The organism is Arthrobacter sp. TmtSoilC77 (assembly GCF_059739415.1).
In genome coordinates this window covers 3,344,113-3,362,781 of the sequence record NZ_AP046050.1, presented here as the reverse complement: position 1 = coordinate 3,362,781, position 18,669 = coordinate 3,344,113, and the positions used below count along the sequence as shown (strand labels likewise).

The 18,669-nt window shown below is 61.9% G+C and carries 15 protein-coding genes; 12 read left to right on the top strand and 3 right to left on the bottom strand.

All coding sequences use genetic code 11. The features are described 5' to 3' along the window. The first annotated feature begins 86 nt into the window (after positions 1 to 86). The 8 genes from AC6I99_RS15475 to AC6I99_RS15440 all read left to right on the top strand — a co-directional run bounded on the left by AC6I99_RS15475 (position 87) and on the right by AC6I99_RS15440 (position 13,147). Positions 87 to 1,967, top strand: coding sequence for an ABC transporter ATP-binding protein (locus tag AC6I99_RS15475; RefSeq protein WP_309925892.1), 1,881 nt, complete (start codon positions 87 to 89; stop codon positions 1,965 to 1,967). 52 nt (positions 1,968 to 2,019) lie between these two features. Further along, a complete protein-coding gene (locus AC6I99_RS15470) occupies positions 2,020 to 3,156 on the top strand; it encodes a GuaB3 family IMP dehydrogenase-related protein (RefSeq protein ID WP_224088261.1) in 1,137 nt (378 codons plus the stop codon). 88 nt (positions 3,157 to 3,244) lie between these two features. Beyond that, positions 3,245 to 4,999, top strand: a complete 1,755-nt coding sequence (locus tag AC6I99_RS15465; protein WP_309925894.1) for a glycerol-3-phosphate dehydrogenase/oxidase — start codon at positions 3,245 to 3,247, stop codon at positions 4,997 to 4,999. A gap of 47 nt (positions 5,000 to 5,046) precedes the next feature. After that, a complete protein-coding gene (locus AC6I99_RS15460; RefSeq protein WP_224164951.1) occupies positions 5,047 to 5,535 on the top strand; it encodes a PTS sugar transporter subunit IIA in 489 nt (162 codons plus the stop codon). Positions 5,536 to 5,621: 86 nt separating this feature from the next. Beyond that, on the top strand, positions 5,622 to 6,503 hold the full coding sequence (locus AC6I99_RS15455) for an SURF1 family protein (RefSeq protein WP_497944722.1): 882 nt from the start codon (positions 5,622 to 5,624) through the stop codon (positions 6,501 to 6,503). Continuing rightward, on the top strand, positions 6,503 to 7,003 hold the full coding sequence (locus tag AC6I99_RS15450) for a DUF3817 domain-containing protein (protein ID WP_224164947.1): 501 nt from the start codon (positions 6,503 to 6,505) through the stop codon (positions 7,001 to 7,003). The genes AC6I99_RS15455 and AC6I99_RS15450 overlap by 1 nt, the downstream gene beginning before the upstream one ends. 121 nt (positions 7,004 to 7,124) lie before the next feature. Beyond that, complete coding sequence (gene guaA, locus AC6I99_RS15445) at positions 7,125 to 8,714, top strand: glutamine-hydrolyzing GMP synthase (RefSeq protein ID WP_224088257.1); 1,590 nt, start codon at positions 7,125 to 7,127, stop codon at positions 8,712 to 8,714. A 128-nt stretch (positions 8,715 to 8,842) separates the two neighbouring features. Then, positions 8,843 to 13,147 carry an AAA family ATPase gene (locus tag AC6I99_RS15440; protein WP_497961228.1) on the top strand — a complete coding sequence of 1,435 codons (4,305 nt, stop codon included), beginning with the start codon at positions 8,843 to 8,845 and terminating at the stop codon, positions 13,145 to 13,147. A gap of 60 nt (positions 13,148 to 13,207) precedes the next feature. On the opposite strand, the gene cpaB is transcribed toward AC6I99_RS15440, so the two are convergent. The 3 genes from cpaB to AC6I99_RS15425 all read right to left on the bottom strand — a co-directional run bounded on the left by cpaB (position 13,208) and on the right by AC6I99_RS15425 (position 15,111). Beyond that, positions 13,208 to 13,999: a Flp pilus assembly protein CpaB gene (gene cpaB / locus AC6I99_RS15435; protein ID WP_497944724.1), complete on the bottom strand. Its 792-nt coding sequence runs from the start codon at positions 13,997 to 13,999 to the stop codon at positions 13,208 to 13,210. A 68-nt stretch (positions 14,000 to 14,067) separates the two neighbouring features. After that, complete coding sequence (locus AC6I99_RS15430) at positions 14,068 to 14,340, bottom strand: FmdB family zinc ribbon protein (RefSeq protein WP_309925907.1); 273 nt, start codon at positions 14,338 to 14,340, stop codon at positions 14,068 to 14,070. Between the two features lie 156 nt (positions 14,341 to 14,496). Continuing rightward, positions 14,497 to 15,111, bottom strand: a complete 615-nt coding sequence (locus AC6I99_RS15425; RefSeq protein ID WP_309925909.1) for a 5-formyltetrahydrofolate cyclo-ligase — start codon at positions 15,109 to 15,111, stop codon at positions 14,497 to 14,499. A 112-nt stretch (positions 15,112 to 15,223) separates the two neighbouring features. Between AC6I99_RS15425 and galU the strand changes: the two genes are divergently transcribed. The 4 genes from galU (at position 15,224) to AC6I99_RS15405 (ending at position 18,656) form a co-directional block, all read left to right on the top strand. Next, positions 15,224 to 16,156 carry a UTP--glucose-1-phosphate uridylyltransferase GalU gene (galU, locus tag AC6I99_RS15420; protein WP_396133430.1) on the top strand — a complete coding sequence of 311 codons (933 nt, stop codon included), beginning with the start codon at positions 15,224 to 15,226 and terminating at the stop codon, positions 16,154 to 16,156. Between the two features lie 5 nt (positions 16,157 to 16,161). Further along, on the top strand, positions 16,162 to 16,788 hold the full coding sequence (locus tag AC6I99_RS15415) for a GNAT family N-acetyltransferase (RefSeq protein WP_224088250.1): 627 nt from the start codon (positions 16,162 to 16,164) through the stop codon (positions 16,786 to 16,788). A gap of 131 nt (positions 16,789 to 16,919) precedes the next feature. Next, positions 16,920 to 17,849, top strand: a complete 930-nt coding sequence (locus AC6I99_RS15410) for a hypothetical protein (protein WP_497947000.1) — start codon at positions 16,920 to 16,922, stop codon at positions 17,847 to 17,849. A gap of 6 nt (positions 17,850 to 17,855) precedes the next feature. Further along, positions 17,856 to 18,656: an SDR family oxidoreductase gene (locus AC6I99_RS15405; protein ID WP_497944725.1), complete on the top strand. Its 801-nt coding sequence runs from the start codon at positions 17,856 to 17,858 to the stop codon at positions 18,654 to 18,656. The last annotated feature ends 13 nt before the right edge of the window (positions 18,657 to 18,669 follow it).

Genomic DNA, 18,669 nt, shown 5'->3' with positions numbered 1-18,669 from the left:
CGGCTGTTCCCTGTGGATCCTTCCATGGGGAACAGCTGTTTAAGGGCCGCAACGGAAATGTCCGTGGGTAGGAATAGGCTGGGGACATGTCCGAAAAGCCCGCACAACCGCGGCACCCGGAGTCAGTCCGGCTGAATTCAGGCACAGCGCCCCGCAAGCTTGCCCTCCGGCCGTACGCACGCGCCGTCGGGCAGGTCCTGAAGGTCAGTTTCAAGGCATCACCTGTTGCAGTCATCATGAAAGTGGCCGGGTCCTTGATTTCGGCCACGCTGCCGCTGGTCACCACCTACTTCGCCGCGTTGACCACCACCGCGTTGGCCGCCGGTTACGCGGGAGATCCCGACGCCGGTCCGCGGGCGGTACTGTACGTCATCATAACTGCGGCGCTGGGGCTGTTCTGGGGCGCCTTCAGCAGCGTGGACCGGTACATCCAGCAGCTGATGAGCTTCAAAGTGGGGGCAATCGTTGGCGACATGATGTATGAGCGCTTTCTGGCGCTGGAGTTCTGGCGCTATGACGACAAAGAAACGGTGGACCTCTACGATCGCGCCAAGCGGTTCTCCGATTCCTACGCCCGGGTCCTGGACAGGATCGCGGCCATCTTTACGCAGTTGGTTTCAGTCATCCTGGCAGTCGGTGCGCTGTTGTTGGTCAGTTGGTGGATCGCCGTCATTGTCCTCATTGCAATCGTCCCGAGCGTCTACCTGCAGTTCAAGCTCTCAAGAGAGCAAATAGCCCACTGGAATACCCAGGTGGATTCCCGGCGGCAACGGCGCATGATCGAGACGAACCTCCTGCGTCCCCAGCACATTGCCGAGATGCGGCTTTACGGGATCGTGGGCTATCTGATGGACCTGCGGTCCCGGCTTCGGGACGCTGACGAGCGCAGGCGGCTGGACTTCCAGAAGCGCTACATCCCCAAGCAACTCGCAGCGGACGCGCTGCAGTATGGTGCCGAAGTTGTGTCCTTGATCTGGGTGGTGGGACAAATCATCGCCAGGGCGCAGCCGGTAGGGCAGTTCCTCTACATCCAGCAGATCGTCAGCCGGGCTCTATCCACCGCCAACAACCTGGTCTCCTCACTGAGTTCCATCGACGAAGACCTTGCCAACCTCAAAGACTACGAGCTTTTCATGGCGCTTCCTGTGCCCAGCGGCCACGAGCCTCCCCTGGTGAAGTCGCCTTCCGTAGTGGAAATGCGGGACATTCGATTCAGCTATACGGGGAGTGACATTGAGGTTATCAAGGGCATATCCCTGACCATCAGGGCGGGCCAGCACATTGCCATAGTTGGTGAGAACGGCGCAGGAAAGTCCACGCTGATCCGGATCCTGGCTGGCCTGTACCGGCCGGACTCAGGCCAAGTACTGCTCGACGGCGTCGATCTCACCGGTATCGACGTGACCAGTTGGCACCGGCACCTCGCGGTCCTTAGCCAGGAGTTCCTGAAGTATGAATTCGCAACCGCGGCGGAGAACATCTACCTGGGCGATGTCGATCAACCGCGGGACGAGCAACGGATCCGAAGGGCAGCATCGGACGCCGAGGCCATGGAGTTCATCAACAAACTGCCCAATGGCCTGGAAAACCATGTGAGCAATTGGATGGAGGATCCCCGCGGACGCAAGGGGAGTGGCCTCTCCGGCGGGCAATGGCAGCGACTGGCCATGGCCCGGAACTTCTACCGGGATGCCTCCTTCATGGTCATGGACGAACCAACGTCGGCCATTGATGCTTTGGCTGAGCACCGGATCTTCACACGCCTTTTCGCGGACCGGAACAGCACCATCATTGCCATCAGCCACCGGCTGGCCACCATCGAAAAGGCGGACGTTGTGTACATGCTCGAGGACGGTCGCATTGCCGAACAGGGGACCCACAAGGAGCTTGTGGCGTTGAGGGGCCGCTACTTCCGGATGTTCGAATCCCAGCTCACAGTGGAAGAGACCAGCCAGAACACCCCGTAGGAGCAAGTTGGAACAAAACGGTGGCTTGGTCTTGGTGGGATAAACTCGAGCAGTGACTTATGAGATTGAGATTGGCCGTGGCAAGCGTGGGCGTCGTGCCTACTCCCTGGATGACATCGCGATCGTTCCGAATCGTCGGACGCGTGACCCGAAGGACGTCTCTGTCTCCTGGCAGATCGACGCCTATAAGTTCGATATGCCGGTGATTGCCGCCCCCATGGACTCTGTGATGTCGCCGGACACGGCCATTGCCTTGGGCCGTTTGGGTGGTCTTGGCGTCCTGGACCTTGAAGGCCTCTGGACCCGGTACGAAAACCCACAGAAGGTGCTCGACGAGATCGCCGGCCTGGCCAATGAAACCAGCAGCCCGGCCGTCACCCGCCGGATGCAGGACCTGTACCAGGCGCCCATCCAGCCAGAGCTCATCAGCTCCCGCCTCGCCGAGATCCGCGCCGCAGGCGTCACGGTGGCCGGTTCCTTGACCCCGCAGCGGACACAGGAACACTACAAGACCGTGGTGGCCGCCGGCGTCGATATTTTCGTCATTCGTGGAACCACCGTCTCCGCGGAGCACGTGTCCAAGAATCATGAGCCGCTGAACCTTAAGCAGTTCATCTACGAACTCGATGTCCCTGTGATCGTTGGTGGAGCGGCTGGTTACACACCGGCCCTGCACCTCATGCGCACGGGTGCCGCCGGCGTCCTCGTTGGCTTCGGTGGGGGTGCTACCACCACCACCCGCCGTGCGCTGGGCATTCATTCACCCATGGCATCGGCTATCTCAGATGTCACTGCGGCCCGCCGTGACTACATGGATGAGTCCGGTGGGCGTTATGTCCATGTCATTGCCGACGGCGGCATGGGCAGGTCGGGCGACATCGTCAAGGCCATCGCGATGGGAGCGGATGCAGTAATGCTGGGCAGCGCCCTGGCACGCGCCGAAGAAGCTCCGGGCCGCGGCTGGCACTGGGGTCCGGAGGCGCACCACCTCGAATCGCCCCGCGGCGACCGCGTCAACGTTGGCACGGTCGGATCCCTGGAGGAAGTCCTCTTCGGGCCGGGGCACCACACCGATGGCACGTCCAACCTCATTGGCGCACTGCGCCGGTCCATGGCGACCACAGGATATTCCGACCTCAAGGAGTTCCAGCGCGTGGACGTCGTAGTATCCCCTTACGCGGGCAACTAAGACTTCTGCCAATCGGGACTTCTGCCAATCGGACCGGGCAACAAGTAGGGTAGGGGACTACCAGCTGTTGCGTTTGAGGAGGGGTCCGATGAGCAATGTCGCAGGCGGTCCGCAAGTGAATTCTCCGGGAGCATTAAGCCCGGAATCCCGTGCCGCGTCCATTGAAGTCCTGAAAGCCACTGCCGAAGCCGGCAAACAGCTGGACATCCTGATTGTCGGCGGAGGCGTGGTGGGGGCTGGAGCAGCCCTGGATGCGGTGACGCGGGGCCTTACGGTCGGCATCGTCGAGGCGCGGGACTGGGCCTCAGGGACATCCTCGCGCTCGTCCAAGCTCATCCATGGTGGCCTCCGGTACCTTGAAATGCTTGATTTCGGACTGGTCCAGGAGGCCCTGCAGGAACGCGGGTTGCTGATCCAGCAGATCGCACCCCACCTGGTCCGCCCTGTCCCTTTCCTCTATCCGCTGACCCGGAGGTTCTGGGAACGCCCCTATGTGGGCGCGGGCATCATGCTTTACGACACTCTGGGCCTCACGTCCGGGCACAGCCGCGGGGTTCCGATGCACAAGCATCTCTTCAGGCGCGGCACCCTGAGGGCGGCTCCGAGCCTGAAAGACGATGCTTTCGTTGGTTCCATCCGCTACTACGATGCCCAGGTGGATGACGCCCGTTTGGTGGTCAACGTTGTCCGGACCGCAGCGCATTATGGTGCCCACGCTGTGAACAGGGTGCGTGTGGTGGACTTCCTCCGGGAAGGCGAACGCGTGGTGGGCGCCAAGCTTGAAAACCAGGAAGACGGGAGCGTCTTCGAGGTGCGTGCCAAGCAGGTAGTCAATGCCACGGGAGTCTGGACGGACGAAACCCAAGCCATGGTTACGGACCGCGGACAGCTCAAAGTCAGGGCATCCAAGGGCATCCACCTGGTGGTGCCGCGGGACAGGTTCCAGTCCACCGTTGGGCTGATACTTCGCACGGAGAAGTCAGTGCTCTTCGTGATCCCCTGGGGCCGCCACTGGATCATCGGGACTACGGACACGGATTGGAAACTGGACAAGGCGCACCCGGCCGCGTCCAGCAAGGACATTGACTACGTCCTGGAGCACGTCAACAAGGTCCTGAAGCGGCCCCTCACCCGTGAGGACGTGGAAGGCGTTTACGCCGGACTCCGCCCGCTTCTCGCAGGCGAAAACGACTCCACCGCCAAACTCTCCCGCGAACATGTCGTGGCTCATCCGGTGCCTGGCCTGGTAGTGGTGGCCGGGGGCAAGTTCACCACTTACCGTGTCATGGCCAAAGATGCCGTTGACGAGGCCACGCGGGCCATGGATGAACGCGTTCCCTCCAGCTGCACGGAAACGATCCCGTTGCTCGGTGCCGAGGGGTTCAAAGCCGCTTGGAACCGCCGCGCGCGTTCCGCGGAAGAAGCCGGCGTCCACGTTGCGCGCGTGGAACACCTGCTCAACCGCTACGGGTCCATGGCCTCGGAAGTGCTGGATCTCATCGCTGGGCAACCCGAACTCCGGGAGCCGCTTCCCGGGGCCGACGATTACCTCGCCGCGGAGGTGGTCTACGCCACCACCCATGAGGGTGCCCGTCATGTTCACGACGTTTTGACGCGCCGCACCCGGATCTCGATCGAAGCGTGGGACCGGGGTGTGTCAGCAGTGCCTGTAGTGGCTAAGCTGATGGGAGAAATCCTTGGCTGGAGCGACACACAGCGGGAAAGCGAAATCAAGCACTATCTGGCCCGGGTGGAAGCTGAACGGCTTAGCCAGCAACAACCCGACGACGAATCAGCTGACGCCGCGCGCATGGGAGTCGATGACATCGTTCCCCTTCGCTGAGCAACACAGGACCTGCGGCCGGGAGGCCACACTGGAGGGAACACAACTTGGCTGAACCACTTGACCGGTATGACGCGGAACTGACTACGCCGGACACCGTCATCCTGGAACTTGTTGCCGAGGACAAAATCGACGCAGCGGCTCAACTCGCGGAACGGCTTCACGCGGCTGGCCGGATTTCCAACCTCCAGGGCTTCCTGGAGCAGGTCCATTCCAGGGAACACCAACTGGCTACCGGGCTTCCCGGTGGCATTGGACTGCCACATGCGCGGAGTGAATTCGTAGACCGGATCTCCATCGCCGTGGGCGTCACAAAGTTCGGCCATGCCCTGGATTTTGGTGCTGCCGATGGCCCCGCCACGCTGATCCTCCTCATTGCCACGCCGGCCAGTTCCTTCTCGGATCATTTGGAAGTCCTGGCTACTTTGGCGCGTTCGCTCTCCAAAGAGTCATTCCGGGAGTCCCTGCGCCGGGCACACGATACCGAGGTTATTTCCGAACTCATCAACTCCAGCCTGGTGTTCTTCGACCATTGAGAACAGGCGCCCACGGACCAGTTCCAGGGCTAAGGTCCCTACCGCTCGTTTCGTTGTTCTACAGCCGGACGAAGTACGGTTAAGGCGTGTTGAAAACCGCGCTGAAACCCCGCTGGATCGCAGGACTCGTCTTTGCGCTTCTCCTGTCCGCGGTGTTTGTGCTGCTCAGCCAGTGGCAGCTCAGCAGGTCCACCCAACACGAAGCTCCCGTTTCGTCCAGCATTGAAGATGTCAAGCCCTTGGTGGACGTCCTGCAGCCGGGGCAGTTTTTCCCCGGTTCTGCTTCGGACCAGATGGTCAGCGCCACCGGATCTTACGATCCTGCCAAGCAGGTCCTGGTTGAGGGCCGCCTGTACAACGGCCAGAAGGGATTCTGGATTGTCTCGGCTTTCGCGGTGGACAATGCTCCCAAACTGAGCGGTGTGGCAGCCTCGCCCAACACCTGGATTCCAGTAGCACGGGGATGGGTGGCCGATGCCGCCCAGGCCGGTCCGCCGCCGTCGGGCACCATCACGCTGACCGGCCGCCTGCTGCCCTCTGAAGCGCCGGTGCCAAACGTCGACGCCGGTCCAGGCCGGGCGTCCGCAGTGGCAGTTGCCGAACTTATCAACATCTGGGACGTCTCCAGCTACCAGGGTTTCATTGCCGCGACGTCCGAAGCAGTTGGCGGTGTTCCCGTCGCCGCGGACCAAGCGGTGAAGGCACTCAACATCCCAGCACAGCCGCCCGCCCAACAGATCAACTGGCTAAACCTGTTCTATTCCGTTGAGTGGGTGGTCTTCGCAGGATTCGCGCTGTACATCTGGTGGCGCATGGTGGCAGACGACTATCGTCGCGACCTCGAAGACGACGAGTTCGACGCAAACGACGACGGATTCGACGATGGATTCGACGATGACAGAGACCACCCCAATGAACCGTCAAGCCCTGAACCCCAGCAACCTGGGCCAGAACAAAAGGTGCAGTAATGATTGAGCCCAAGCCGGCCATCCAGCCCGAGCAGTCCGGACCCAAGCCGAAGAAGCGCAGGTTTGGCGGAACGGAAGCCCAAATCCGTTCGGCACTGAAGTTCTACAAGGTCATGGCCTACCTGACCGGTGCCATGCTCCTGCTGCTCTGCGCTGAGCTGATTGCCCGTTACGGTTTCGGTGTATCGCTCTTTGCCGGTGGCACGGACGCCATCACGGGTAAGCCCTTTGGCTTCGGATTCGCCGAGTCTGAGCCCAAGGGCGTGATCGGTGGCTTCAATATCTCCACCACCGTATTGATCGTCCACGGCTGGATGTACGTGGTCTATCTGGTGTCCAACTTCCGCTTGTGGTCGCTCATGCGGTGGCCGTTCTCCAAGCTGGTCCTGCTGGCGTTGGGTGGTGTCGTACCGCTGATGTCGTTCATCGTGGAGAAGAAGTTCCACGCACAGGTTGAAGCGGAACTGGCAGCCAACCCCCAGGCGTCAAAGCGCTACTAGCCGCGGCAGCTCCAGCCACCGGGGCGTTAGGGTGTGAGATGCCTAACGACGAGCCCGTAATTGACCTCTTCGGGCCGCTGTCAACGTGCACGGGGGCCGCCCGGCAAAGTAGTCTTGGTTGGTGACTACTCCCACCGCACCCCAGACTTCCCAGAAGCCGGTGCTGGTTGTTGACTACGGTGCCCAGTACGCGCAGCTGATTGCACGCCGCGTCCGCGAAGCGAATGTGTATTCGGAAATTGTTCCGCATACCTTCACCACCGAGCAGCTTCTGGCCAAAAACCCGGCAGCCATCATCCTTTCCGGCGGACCTTCCAGCGTCTACGCAGAAGGTGCTCCGCGTGTTGGAGCGGACCTGTTTGAAGCCGGGGTGCCGGTTTTTGGTATCTGCTACGGCTTCCAGGCCATGGCCAACGCACTGGGCGGCAAGGTAGCCCAGACGGGCCTCCGGGAGTACGGCGCCACCGAAGCACTGGTGGTTGGCGATGCCCGCTCGATCCTTGATGGCGTGCCATCTTCACAGAACACCTGGATGAGCCACGGCGACTCCGTCCATGAAGCTCCCGAGGGCTTCGAAGTGCTGGCCACCACGGCTGGCGCGCCGGTAGCCGCCTTCGCCAACGAGGAAAAGCGCCTCTACGGTGTGCAGTGGCACCCGGAGGTCAAGCACTCCGTGCACGGCCAGCACGTCCTGGAGAACTTCCTGTTCAAGGGCGCTGGCCTGAGCCCCAACTGGACCACAGGAAATATCCTCGAAGAGCAGGTGGAACGTATCCGCCAGCAGATCGGCGATTCCAAGGTCATCTGCGGTCTTTCCGGTGGTGTGGATTCTGCTGTAGCCGCAGCCCTGGTCCAGAGGGCCGTTGGAGACCAGCTGACATGTGTCTTCGTGGATCACGGTCTCCTTCGCGAAGGCGAAGCAGAACAGGTTGAACGCGACTTCGTCGCTGCCACGGGCGTCAATCTGTATGTTGCCAACGAGCAAGAGCGCTTCCAGTCTGCATTGGCCGGAGTCAGCGATCCCGAGACCAAGCGCAAGATCATTGGCCGGGAATTCATCCGTGCCTTCGAAGAAGCGGAGCGGGCCATCATCGCCCAGGCAGCAGCCGAGGGCGAGAAGATCAAGTTCCTGGTCCAGGGCACTCTGTACCCGGACGTCGTCGAGTCCGGCGGCGGCGAGGGCGCCGCGAACATCAAGAGCCACCACAACGTGGGTGGGCTTCCCGAGGACCTGCAGTTCGAACTGGTCGAGCCGCTGCGCGCCCTGTTCAAGGACGAAGTCCGCGCGGTCGGCGCCCAACTTGGCCTGCCTCAGGAAATCGTTGGCCGCCAGCCGTTCCCCGGCCCTGGCCTCGGTATCCGCATCGTCGGTGAAGTAACCAAGGAGCGCCTTGACCTGCTTCGCAAGGCTGACGCGATTGCCCGTGCCGAGCTGACCGCTGCCGGCCTGGACAACGATGTGTGGCAGATGCCGGTGGTTCTGCTGGCTGACGTACGCAGCGTCGGCGTCCAGGGCGATGGCCGCACCTACGGCCACCCGATCGTTCTCCGTCCGGTATCGTCCGAGGACGCAATGACGGCCGACTGGTCGCGTTTGCCGTACGACCTCCTGGCCCGCATCTCCAACCGCATTACCAACGAAGTGGATGGAGTTAACCGCGTGGTGCTGGACGTCACCAGCAAGCCGCCGGGAACCATCGAGTGGGAATAGCATTTTGAGTGGCCGGCCTCCCTTGGGAGGCCGGCCACTGTTCTTTCAGCTGTGAAATGACGGCGAATTTCGCATTGCCACAGTGTTGCGGAGCGGGCTGAAGGAGTATTCCCGCTACCCTCGAAAGTATGCCGGTATGGTCCAAGGCGTCTAAAGCTAGTACAGAAAAGAAGGCAGCAGTTGTGTCATTAGGTCAAGGCCAGGAAGAGGGCTCCGAAGAGCTCCGGAAATGGCTGTCCGGACTTAAGCCCGTTACAGGGGCGGACACGATGCTGCGTTTCGTGAAGACCCCCGAAGGCGCCATCGATCTCAGCAACGCACATCCCTCGGGACTCGCACAGCTGCTGGCGGGGCGTAGAACGAGGTTGTCCACGCTTATCCGAGACAGGCAGCAATACCTGGTGGCGGCACGGGCTGCGCGCAACATCCGGTCCAAGATTTTTGAGCTCAGCAATGATCGCGGCATCGAGGCGGGGTACCTCTCTGCGGGCACGGTGGTGTGGACTTCGGCCGTAGGTGGCAAACCCCAGCGGGTTTCGGCCCCTGTCATGCTGACCTCCATTGTCCTGACCGTTCGCCCGGGCGAGGACGATTTCGAGCTGCAGCTCACCGAGCAGGCACGCATGAACCCGGCTTTGGTGCGCCACCTGAAGACCGTCCACGGCATCGTCTTCGACGTCAATGCAGTTGCCCGCATGGCCTACAACACTGCCAGGCTGGACCCCCAGCCGGTCCTGGATCGCCTGGCCACCCTGGTTCAGCCGATTCACGGCGCCGAGGTTGAATTCAACTTGCTCGTGACCACTTTGGCTGATCTTTCGGGAAACCTGGACGATCCGTGGATCAACATGAACAATCCCACCGTGGCGGCCCTGGCAACTGCCGCCAATGGTGGCGACATCGAGCCCGAACCCATTAAAGCGGGGCGGTTCCCAAGCCTGGATGAACGTGATCCGGCGGACGAGCTCCTCCTGCTCGACGCGGACACTGACCAGCAGTACGTGGTGGACGCTGTTCGCGCAGGAGATTCGCTTGTTGTCAGCACCCCTCCAGGGAGCGGCCAGACGCAGACAGCCATCAATGCCATTGGCGCATTGGTCAGCGAAGGCAAATCCGTCCTCGTGGTGGGGGACCGGCAGTCCAGCCTGGCGGGACTTTCTGCGCACCTGGAAGCGCTGGGCCTGGATTCGATGTTGTTCCGTCCGGGCAACGGCACCACACCACAGCAGCTAAAGGGCCAGTTGGTCCGGGCCATCATGCGCAATGAAAAGGCACTGGAACCGCAGCTTGGGAACCTCCATCAGACGCTGGTCGGACACCGGCATGCCCTGATGGACCATGTCGCGTCGCTTCACAACGTCCGCGAACGCTGGGGCTGCTCGCCGTACCAGGCCATGCAATCGTTGGCCGAATTGACGTCCATCCACCCGGCGCCGTCCACCACGGTGCGCCTCAAGCGCAGTGTGCTGGATAACATCAAGGACCGTGAAGAACTGGCTGGCCGCTTGCGTCGCGCTGCCGAGCTGGGCAGCTTTAGCCGGGCTTCCACCTCCAGCCCCTGGTATGGTGCACGCCTCGTAACCCGCAAGGAGACAGAAGAGGCCCAACAGCTTGCCCGAATCGCCGAGGAGAAACTTCCCGTCCTGCGCGATCGCATGAAGCAGCTTTCGGATCACGCCGAGATCCGTTTGGCGGACACCTTCACGGAGTGGGGCGCTCAGCTTGAATTGCTGATTGCCGTGCGCGAAAGCCTGGACAAGTTCACTCCGGATATCTTCGATCGCCCGGTGCATGACCTCATCTCTGCAACTGCAAGCTCTGCGTGGCGACGCGAGCGCAACCTGGAGATGCCTTCAATGCAGCGTTCGAGGCTGCGGCGGGTGGCAAAAGAGTATGTGCGGCCCGGTGTTCACATCGCGGACCTTCACAGCTCCCTGGTCCTCGTCCAGGAGCAGCGTGCCCTGTGGGCAGGGTACGCCACCACCCAGCGCCACCCGGCCGTGCCGTCCGGACTCGCGGACCTCGGGTCCTTGTATCGCGAACTGGATGGCGAGCTTCGCCGCCTTGGTGAGGCACTCAAGCACACCTCTGCCGGTGGTTCGCTGCACCAGACACCGTACCTGGAACTGATGGAGCGGCTGGAACGGCTGGTAGCGGATACTGCCACGCTCGAAACGCTCCCGGAGCGCACGCTGCTCATTGAGGAGATGCGCGAGCACGGCCTCGGCGAACTGCTCGCTGACCTTGCTGCCCGTGAAGTGCCTGCCGCTTCGGTGGCGGCCGAGCTGGACCTCGCCTGGTGGCAGTCTGCTTTGGAAGCAATGATCAGTGGTGACGACTACCTCGCCATGTCCGACGGCGACTCGCTCCGCCGCCTGGAAGCTGAGTACCGCCTTGCGGACCAAGCCCACATTGCCAGTGGTGCTGCGCGTTTGCGGTGGCAGTTGGCCCGGAAGTGGAGCGAGGGGATAGTTGAGCACCCCCGGCAGGCTGAGTTGCTTCGGGCCCTGCTCAAGGATGGTCGGGTTACGCTGCCGGCTCTGAGTGCCCAGGCTCCCGACCTCGTACCAATGCTTGTTCCGGTGTGGTCTGTAAGTCCCTACCTGTTGACGGGGGTTCTTCCCGCGGAGCAGAAGTTTGACGCGGTGATCGTCATCGACGCTGAATCGACCTCGCTCCAGGCCGTCCTTCCGGCGATTGCGCGAGCCCGGCAAGTCATAGCCTTCGGTGATGCGAAGATTGCGAATGCCCGCACCTTCAGCGTGGCCGTGGAACCTCCAGTGGCGGGAGTGGCAAGCCACGAGACCGTGGACAGTGCGTTCAAGGCCCTGGCACGCGTCCTGCCCACCTGGCAGCTGAACTGGGTCTACCGGGCGGTCGATGAGGACCTCATCCTGCAGTTGAGCAAGAACTACTACGACGGCGGCCTCCGGCGTTTGCCCGATGGCAGTTCGGTGACGGGCCTGGATCGTTCGATCCTGGTGGAGTACATCCCCGATGGAACCGGACTCCCGGGCGCCGACCATGAGGGCGTTGAGTCCGTTACGGCGGAGGTCAACCGGGTAGTGGACCTTGTCTTCGAGCACGCCAGGCTTCGGCCACGGACTTCCCTGGCTGTGGTCACGGCCAGCCTGCGCCATGCTGCGCGGATTGGCGAGGCAATCAGGCTTCAATTGCCCAACCACCCCTTGTTGTCCGCCTTCTTCGGTGCTGGCCCCGAGTCCTTCCGCGTAGTTGACCTTGAGCGAGCCCAAGGCCTGGTGCGTGACCATGTCATTTTCTCCCTCGGCTACGGCCGGACACCCCATGGCCGCGCCTTGCACTCGTTCGGACCGCTGTCCACGGAGGGCGGACGAAACCGCTTTGCCTTGGCTATGACCCGCGCCCGCCGTTCCATGCACGTCCTGAGCTGCTTCCGCCCGGAAGATCTGGATCTGGATCGACTGGCGCACGGGGCTGTGGACTTTTACGAACTGCTGGACCGTGAACTGTCGGGGAACAGCAACCTTGGAACTCCTGCCTCGCGCGCCGTTGCCAGCGAACAGGCTCTGGGGGAGGACCCCTTGGTTGCCGATCTCGGCGAGAGGTTGCGGGCCAGGGGTGCCCGCGTCTGGCACCTCTATGACGGTGTCCTGGACATTGCCGCCGCTGCCGATCCCGTCCACACCATTGGACGGGAGGGTGCCGAGATTCCCACCCCGGTGGCAATCGAGTCCGACGGCACGGAACGCTACCGGCGCATGAGCGTCCGCGAACGCAGCCGTCTGAGGCCCCAGCTGCTGGAACGCATGGGCTGGCGTTACATGTCCCTGTGGACCATCGAAGTGTTCACGGATCCCTCGTCCTGCGCGGATCGAATCGGATCCTATTTGGGACTTGAAAACCATGTTCCCCAGGCCGTACCCCCAGCGGAGCATGGCTTCCTGGATATGGATGTTGAACAATTGAATCTGGACAATGCGGCTTCCTCGTACGCAAGCTCCTCCTACAGCAGTTCCCCGCACAGCAGTTCCTCCGCAAGCAGTTCCTCCTACAGCCGGGCCTCGCATCGGCAAAGCCCGGGAGGCGCCCAGGCATCGGTGGAATCCCAGCTGCCCGGGCAGGCAGGTGTGGACAATCGCAGGGGGCCAGGTGGCGAACCGGGCAACGCAGAAGCCAGCACTCCAACCCCCAGTGATCCAGAGGATGGGACTGAAGCACCAGTGAAAGAACAGGGAACCGGCAACGAAAGCGGCTCTGACGAACAGACCGCAGCCGTAAGCGCCGAAAACGCTGAAGAGTCCGCGGAGACAAAGACTCCTGCGGCGAAGCAAGCCTCCGGTGGCATCTTGCCCACCAAGGCCGCTGAAGACGACCCCCGCCGTTGGGGCGACGAAGGCAACTATGACCATGAGCAGTGGTTGAAAGAGCAGAAGCCACCGCATTGGGGCTGATTGCGTCATCGAATCCAGGCCCGGCAATAGAGATCGACCAAACGCTGGGATTGACCGAACCTAGGGATTGACCAAAACAAAGAAAAGCTTGCCTTGCGTTGATGCGCCGGCAAGCTTTTCTGCTTGTGGAGGATTTGCAGCCACTACCACCAACCCGTCTGTGTCGCTGGTTCCCAGCCATTGGCCGGGTTTACCCCCTTGGGCAGATGTCCATAGGACAGGGACGGAGGCGGCAAGGACTTCAGTTTGCCGGGATTCGTCATATGTCCCGGCGGCGGTAAGTACTACATTCACCAGCTGTCCCGGGGACAGCAGCTGGATGGATGAAGGGTCAGCCATTCGAAGGGGGACCGCAGCTGAGCCTACGGGTGCCCCTGTGAGAAGTCCCGGCCCCAGAAGATTGGATTCAGTGGGAATCTGCCCTTTGGCCAAAGGCGAGGCGAGCTGGCGGCCCACCAGTGAAACGTGATCCAGGAGGGCTCCGGAAATTGCGAGGTCCGGCGGCACACCAACATTGGTGAAGTCTGACTCGGTGAGGTTGGTGCCTGCTGCGAGGTCGTGGGCAGCGACGAGAATGCTGACGCGCTGCTCAGAGGCAGGGGTTAGCTGTTGGACAGTAATGCCTGTGGCGAGGCAGAGCAGCAGTGCAACTGTCAGCCGACGGTTCCGGGTTACCCAGAACTTGAGGCTCTGCCTGCGGCCCAGCCTGATCTGGCGATGTGGCCCCTGCTTCCGGAGGAGGAAATGGCCAGCCGTGGTTGTGGGCTTGTTCCGGGGGCCATCACGGCCCCGGACAGGGGGACTGGGGCGTTCGCGGCGGGGGACTGGGGAAGTGGTTGTCTTTAGTGGCATGACGCCACGTTAGCCACCGGGCCCGGCCACCCAACAGCGGCCGGGTGCCCTATGTGGAAAAGTGCTGGCTAACTGGCAGCGGCTGCGGCCGCCGGTGCAGGCGTGGCAGCAGGGGCCGGAGTCGCCGGGGAGGAGGGCGCGGCGGAGACGGTGCTGCCCTTGGCATCGCGCGAATCCGTGCGGTAGAAGCCCGAGCCCTTGAAGACAACGCCGACGCTGTTGAACTTCTTGCGGAGCGCGCCCTGGCATTCAGGGCACTCCGTCAGGGAGCTGTCAGAAAAGGACTGGACGATGTCAAAGGCATGGTCACAGTCTTTGCAGGCGTATGCGTATGTGGGCACTGAGTTCCTCCTTCAGGACAAAGTTCAGGTCCTGCGGAGCCATGGCGGAGAATCTCCGCATTAGCAGTCGCAGGGCCTGAGTGCCAATTCTATCATCCGCATCCGGCTCGTTCGCTATCTCCCAACTGCATATAAATGCGGGACTTCACGTATGGGTCAATCGAGATCACTCCCGCGGCCAAGCGTGATGATTCCTGAGGGCGTCAGCACCTCCGGCACCGGCCGGTCAAAAGGCTCTGCGGGGATAGCTCCCGAAGGCAACACATCGTCGTCGTACACCACTGCAATGGTGGGTGGCCGCCCGCCGGAATTGTCCAGGCCTTGGAGGAGCCGGTCGTAGTAGCCGCCACCCTGTCCGATGCGGTTGCCATCCCGGTCGACGGCCGTGGCGGGCATGAAGATGCCCGCAACAGAGCTCACCACAGCACTGTCCAAACGTTCGCCTTCGGGTTCGTCGATGGGTGCGTAGTCGGACCGGACGAAGGCTGTCTCCGGCGTCCAGTACACCCAGCTCAACTGGCGGCCGGCCTCGCAGACAGGAAGCAGGACCTGGTGGCCGGCGTTGTGGAGCCCTGCGATCAAGGGCATGGTTGGGGGCTCGTGGGAGACGCCCACGTAGATGGCGAAGGTCGTGGGCGATCCGGCCGAAATTTTCCGGGCCCAGGCCAAGCCGTGCCGTGCAATTGATTCGCCGGCCTGGGCTACAAGCTCCTTGGTGAGGCTGCGCCTGTACAGGCGTCGGCTGCTGCGGATGTCTTCCTTGGATGCCATTTTTGTCCGATCATGAGATTCCCGCGGGCCACCGTGGTGTGCCTAAAGCAGCAAATCCGCTCCAGTTCAGGGGCTGTTTCTGCGTCTTGCCACGGCGGGGGTTTACCCGTTGATGTATTCCTTCCGTTACATTAGTCCGGTGACTCTCGATAACAATGCTGTCCGTAAGGCCGTCATCCCCGCAGCGGGTCTTGGTACCAGGTTCCTCCCCGCCACAAAGGCGATGCCGAAGGAAATGCTGCCCGTGGTTGACAAGCCAGCCATCCAGTACGTCGTCGAAGAAGCGGTGAAGGTTGGCCTGCACGACGTCCTGATGATCACCGGGCGCAGCAAGCGCGCCCTGGAAGATCACTTTGACCGTGTGCCGGCGTTGGAAGCAACGCTGGCAGAGAAGGGCGATACTGCCAAGCTTGAAGCCATCCAGTCCGCCACCAACCTGGGTGACATCCACTATGTCCGCCAGGGCGATCCCAACGGTCTCGGCCATGCAGTCCTTCGTGCAAAGCAGCACGTCGGGCATGAGCCTTTTGCGGTCTTGCTGGGCGATGACCTCATCGATCCCCGTGAGGACCTGCTGAGCGAAATGATCGCTGTCCAGCAAAAAACCGGCGGTTCCGTTGTTGCCCTCATTGAAGTTGAGCCTTCCAAGATCAGCGCCTATGGTTGCGCCGACGTCGAGGATAGCGATGAGGACGGCTACGTCCGCATCAAGCAGCTCGTTGAAAAGCCGTCCCCCGAGGAAGCTCCATCCAACCTTGCGGTGATCGGCCGTTACGTTCTCCATCCGGCAGTGTTTGACGTCCTGGAAAACACCGCTCCCGGACGTGGCGGAGAGATCCAGCTGACGGATGCCCTTGAAGTTCTGGCTGCCGGGGAAGGCGAAGGCTACGGCGTTTATGGCGTTGTCTTCCGTGGACGCCGCTATGACACCGGTGACAAGTTGAGCTACTTGAAAGCCTGCATCGAGTTGGCATGCGAACGCGATGACCTGGGCCCCGAGCTCCGCGAGTGGCTGCCCACCTTCACTGCCGGTCTTCCCAAATAACACCGGTGTACGGCTCTGCGATCTGGCCGGTAACGCTGGAAAGCGGAGCCTTGGTGCTCCGGCCAATCCGTTACCGCGACAAGCGGGAGTGGTCTGAAGTCCGTTCGCGGAACAGTGAATGGCTTGCACCTTGGGAGGCGTCCAATCCCGCACCGGGTGGGCGCCTGCCCAGTTACCGTCAAATGGTGGCATCCCTGAATGCGCAAGCCCGGCAGGCCACGGCTTTGCCCTTCCTCATCACGGAGCGCACCGAGGGTTTCCGTGATCCTCAAATTGTGGGGCAGTTGACGGTCTCATCCATCGTGTGGGGTTCGGCAATGATGGCGACCCTTGGCTACTGGGTTGATAAGGAACGCGCCGGGCACGGTATCGCTCCAACTGCAGTTGCGATGGCTACGGACCACTGCTTCCGGACCCTTGGCCTGCACAGGATGGAAATCAATATCCGGCCTGAGAACGCGCCAAGTCTTCGGGTGGTGGAAAAACTCGGATTCAGGGACGAGGGCTACCGGCTGAGATACTTGCACATCAATGGCGAGTGGGCGGATCACCGGTCTTTCGCGCTTACGTCGGAGGAAGTTCCGCAGGGACTCCTTGACTGGTGGCTCAGGGGAAGAACGGGCAGGTCATAGGCCCTTTTGAGCCGTATCTCCATTCATTTGCGGACTCGCCGGCGACACACCGACCGCAATGCCGCCGCCCCTGATGATTTGCTTCTACGGTTTTGAATGTGGACTTCCCTCTCAGCAGCTCAGTGATACTCGTGGTCACTGTCGCGCTTTGGATGGTATGGGTCGCTCCTTACGTTCTTCGGAACAGACGGCAGCAGGTCCAGGCGGCCGCTGTTTCAGCAGAGGCATTTGACGACGAACCAGACGAAACGCAGGCAGGGGTGGTACTGACTTTGGCACCCCGGCAGGAGAAACCGATGGAGACCATGCACAGCAAAGCACCGGCGTCGCCCCAGGAATCCCGCGTGGCTGAGTCGTCTGCCAGGCAGCCACCCACAACTCCCTTTACGATCCGTTATGCCCGGCTCACTCTGGCCTTGGCCGGCCTTGCTTTATTGCTGACTGCCATTGTTTCGGGCGTGCTGCGGCTGTTCGGTACGGGTACTGTCTGGCTGCCGTTGGTGTCGTTCGCGGGTTCGGTACTTGCCGTGGTGACTTTGCGGCGGCTCGCCCTCCGGGATCTCCGCGAACGCCGGGCGCGTCGGGCTGCGCCGGTGGTGCCCATCCAGACACCCGCGCGGTACCTGCCTAAGGAACCGCCTGTCGAAGCCAAGGAAACACGGGTTTTCGACGCCGAGGCCGGAAAGTCCGAGGCCGCACGTCTCTCTGCCGTGGAACTACGCCAGGCTGCCCTGGCTGTTGCCTTGGCAGCTGGGGACAAGTCAGCTGGTGACAAGTCCGACGGCAACAACTCTGTTGGCGACAAGTCCGCTGGTTCCGAAGATGCCAGCTGGGAACCGGTTGAGGTTCCCAAGCCCACTTACGTTGGTGCCGCCAAGGCGCCGCGCCCCGCTCCGGAGCCCCTGGATCTTCCTGAAGCTCCCAAGCCTGTGGGCAAGCCGGTGCTAAAGCAAAGTGTTGAGCAGACGGAGGCCGCAGCAGTTGCGCAGGTGCGTACTGCATCGAAGGGACAGAGTGCCCTGAGCAATCTGGACGATGTCCTGCAGCGTCGCCGCGCATAGCCCGGCATGACCGCGCTCTGTGTTGCAGGTGGCACTGGCCAGGTCGGCCGTGAAGTTGTTCGCCAGGCGCTCGACGCCGGGCACACGGTTTCCGCCCTGAGTCGCCACGTGCCGCCTCCCGGTTCGGAGAAGCATCACGACGGCGCGGCCTACTTTGCCGGCGACGTCACTACGGGTGATGGTTTGGCGGCCGCGGTGGCGGGTGCCGACGTCGTTATTGATTGCCTTGAAGGCCGGTTCGGGAAGGCCCAAAAGGAATTCGCCGACGGCGGCGCTCGTCTTCTTGACGCGGCTCACCGGGCAGGGGTGCGCAAGGCTGTGGCCTTGTCGATTATCAACTGTGACCAGAGCACGTATTCCTTCTACGTTTCCAAGGCAGACAAGGAACGGGTCTATGCGAGGGCCAAACTGGAAACGGTGGTTATCAGAGCCACACAATTCCACAGCCTGGTGGAAATGATCTTTGCTGCAGGTGCAAAAGTGCGGTTGATTCCGGCATTCAAGGGAGTGCGCTTCCAAACGATTTCACCCAAGGAAGCCGCCGCTGCATTGCTGGAAGCTGCGCTGGAGGTGCCTTCTCCCGAGCGGCATCGCGTCAGGACCGTTGGCGGGCCCGAAGTGCTGGCCATGAAGGACATGGCGGAGTCATGGAAAGCCATTACCGGCGCGCGAGGCAAGGTTCTGGAAGTCCCGCTCCCGGGCGCCATGGGCGCCTACCTGCGTGCGGGACTCAACCTTATGCCCGAGCAAAGATATGGCACTGAAACGTTCGTGTCGTGGTTGGAAAAGCGCTCGGAAACTTTGTAGCCTAAGGACACTG

What these genes read in the sequence shown, in the direction of transcription:
- cpaB (WP_497944724.1), bottom strand. Translation starts at nt 13,999, where the DNA reads ATGCCACTAAAGACAACCACTTCCCCAGTCCCCCGCCGCGAACGCCCC.
- AC6I99_RS15465 (WP_309925894.1), top strand. Translation starts at nt 3,245, where the DNA reads ATGAGCAATGTCGCAGGCGGTCCGCAAGTGAATTCTCCGGGAGCATTA.
- AC6I99_RS15450 (WP_224164947.1), top strand. Translation starts at nt 6,503, where the DNA reads ATGATTGAGCCCAAGCCGGCCATCCAGCCCGAGCAGTCCGGACCCAAG.
- AC6I99_RS15475 (WP_309925892.1), top strand. Translation starts at nt 87, where the DNA reads ATGTCCGAAAAGCCCGCACAACCGCGGCACCCGGAGTCAGTCCGGCTG.
- AC6I99_RS15440 (WP_497961228.1), top strand. Translation starts at nt 8,843, where the DNA reads ATGCCGGTATGGTCCAAGGCGTCTAAAGCTAGTACAGAAAAGAAGGCA.
- galU (WP_396133430.1), top strand. Translation starts at nt 15,224, where the DNA reads ATGTATTCCTTCCGTTACATTAGTCCGGTGACTCTCGATAACAATGCT.
- AC6I99_RS15405 (WP_497944725.1), top strand. Translation starts at nt 17,856, where the DNA reads ATGACCGCGCTCTGTGTTGCAGGTGGCACTGGCCAGGTCGGCCGTGAA.
- AC6I99_RS15425 (WP_309925909.1), bottom strand. Translation starts at nt 15,111, where the DNA reads ATGGCATCCAAGGAAGACATCCGCAGCAGCCGACGCCTGTACAGGCGC.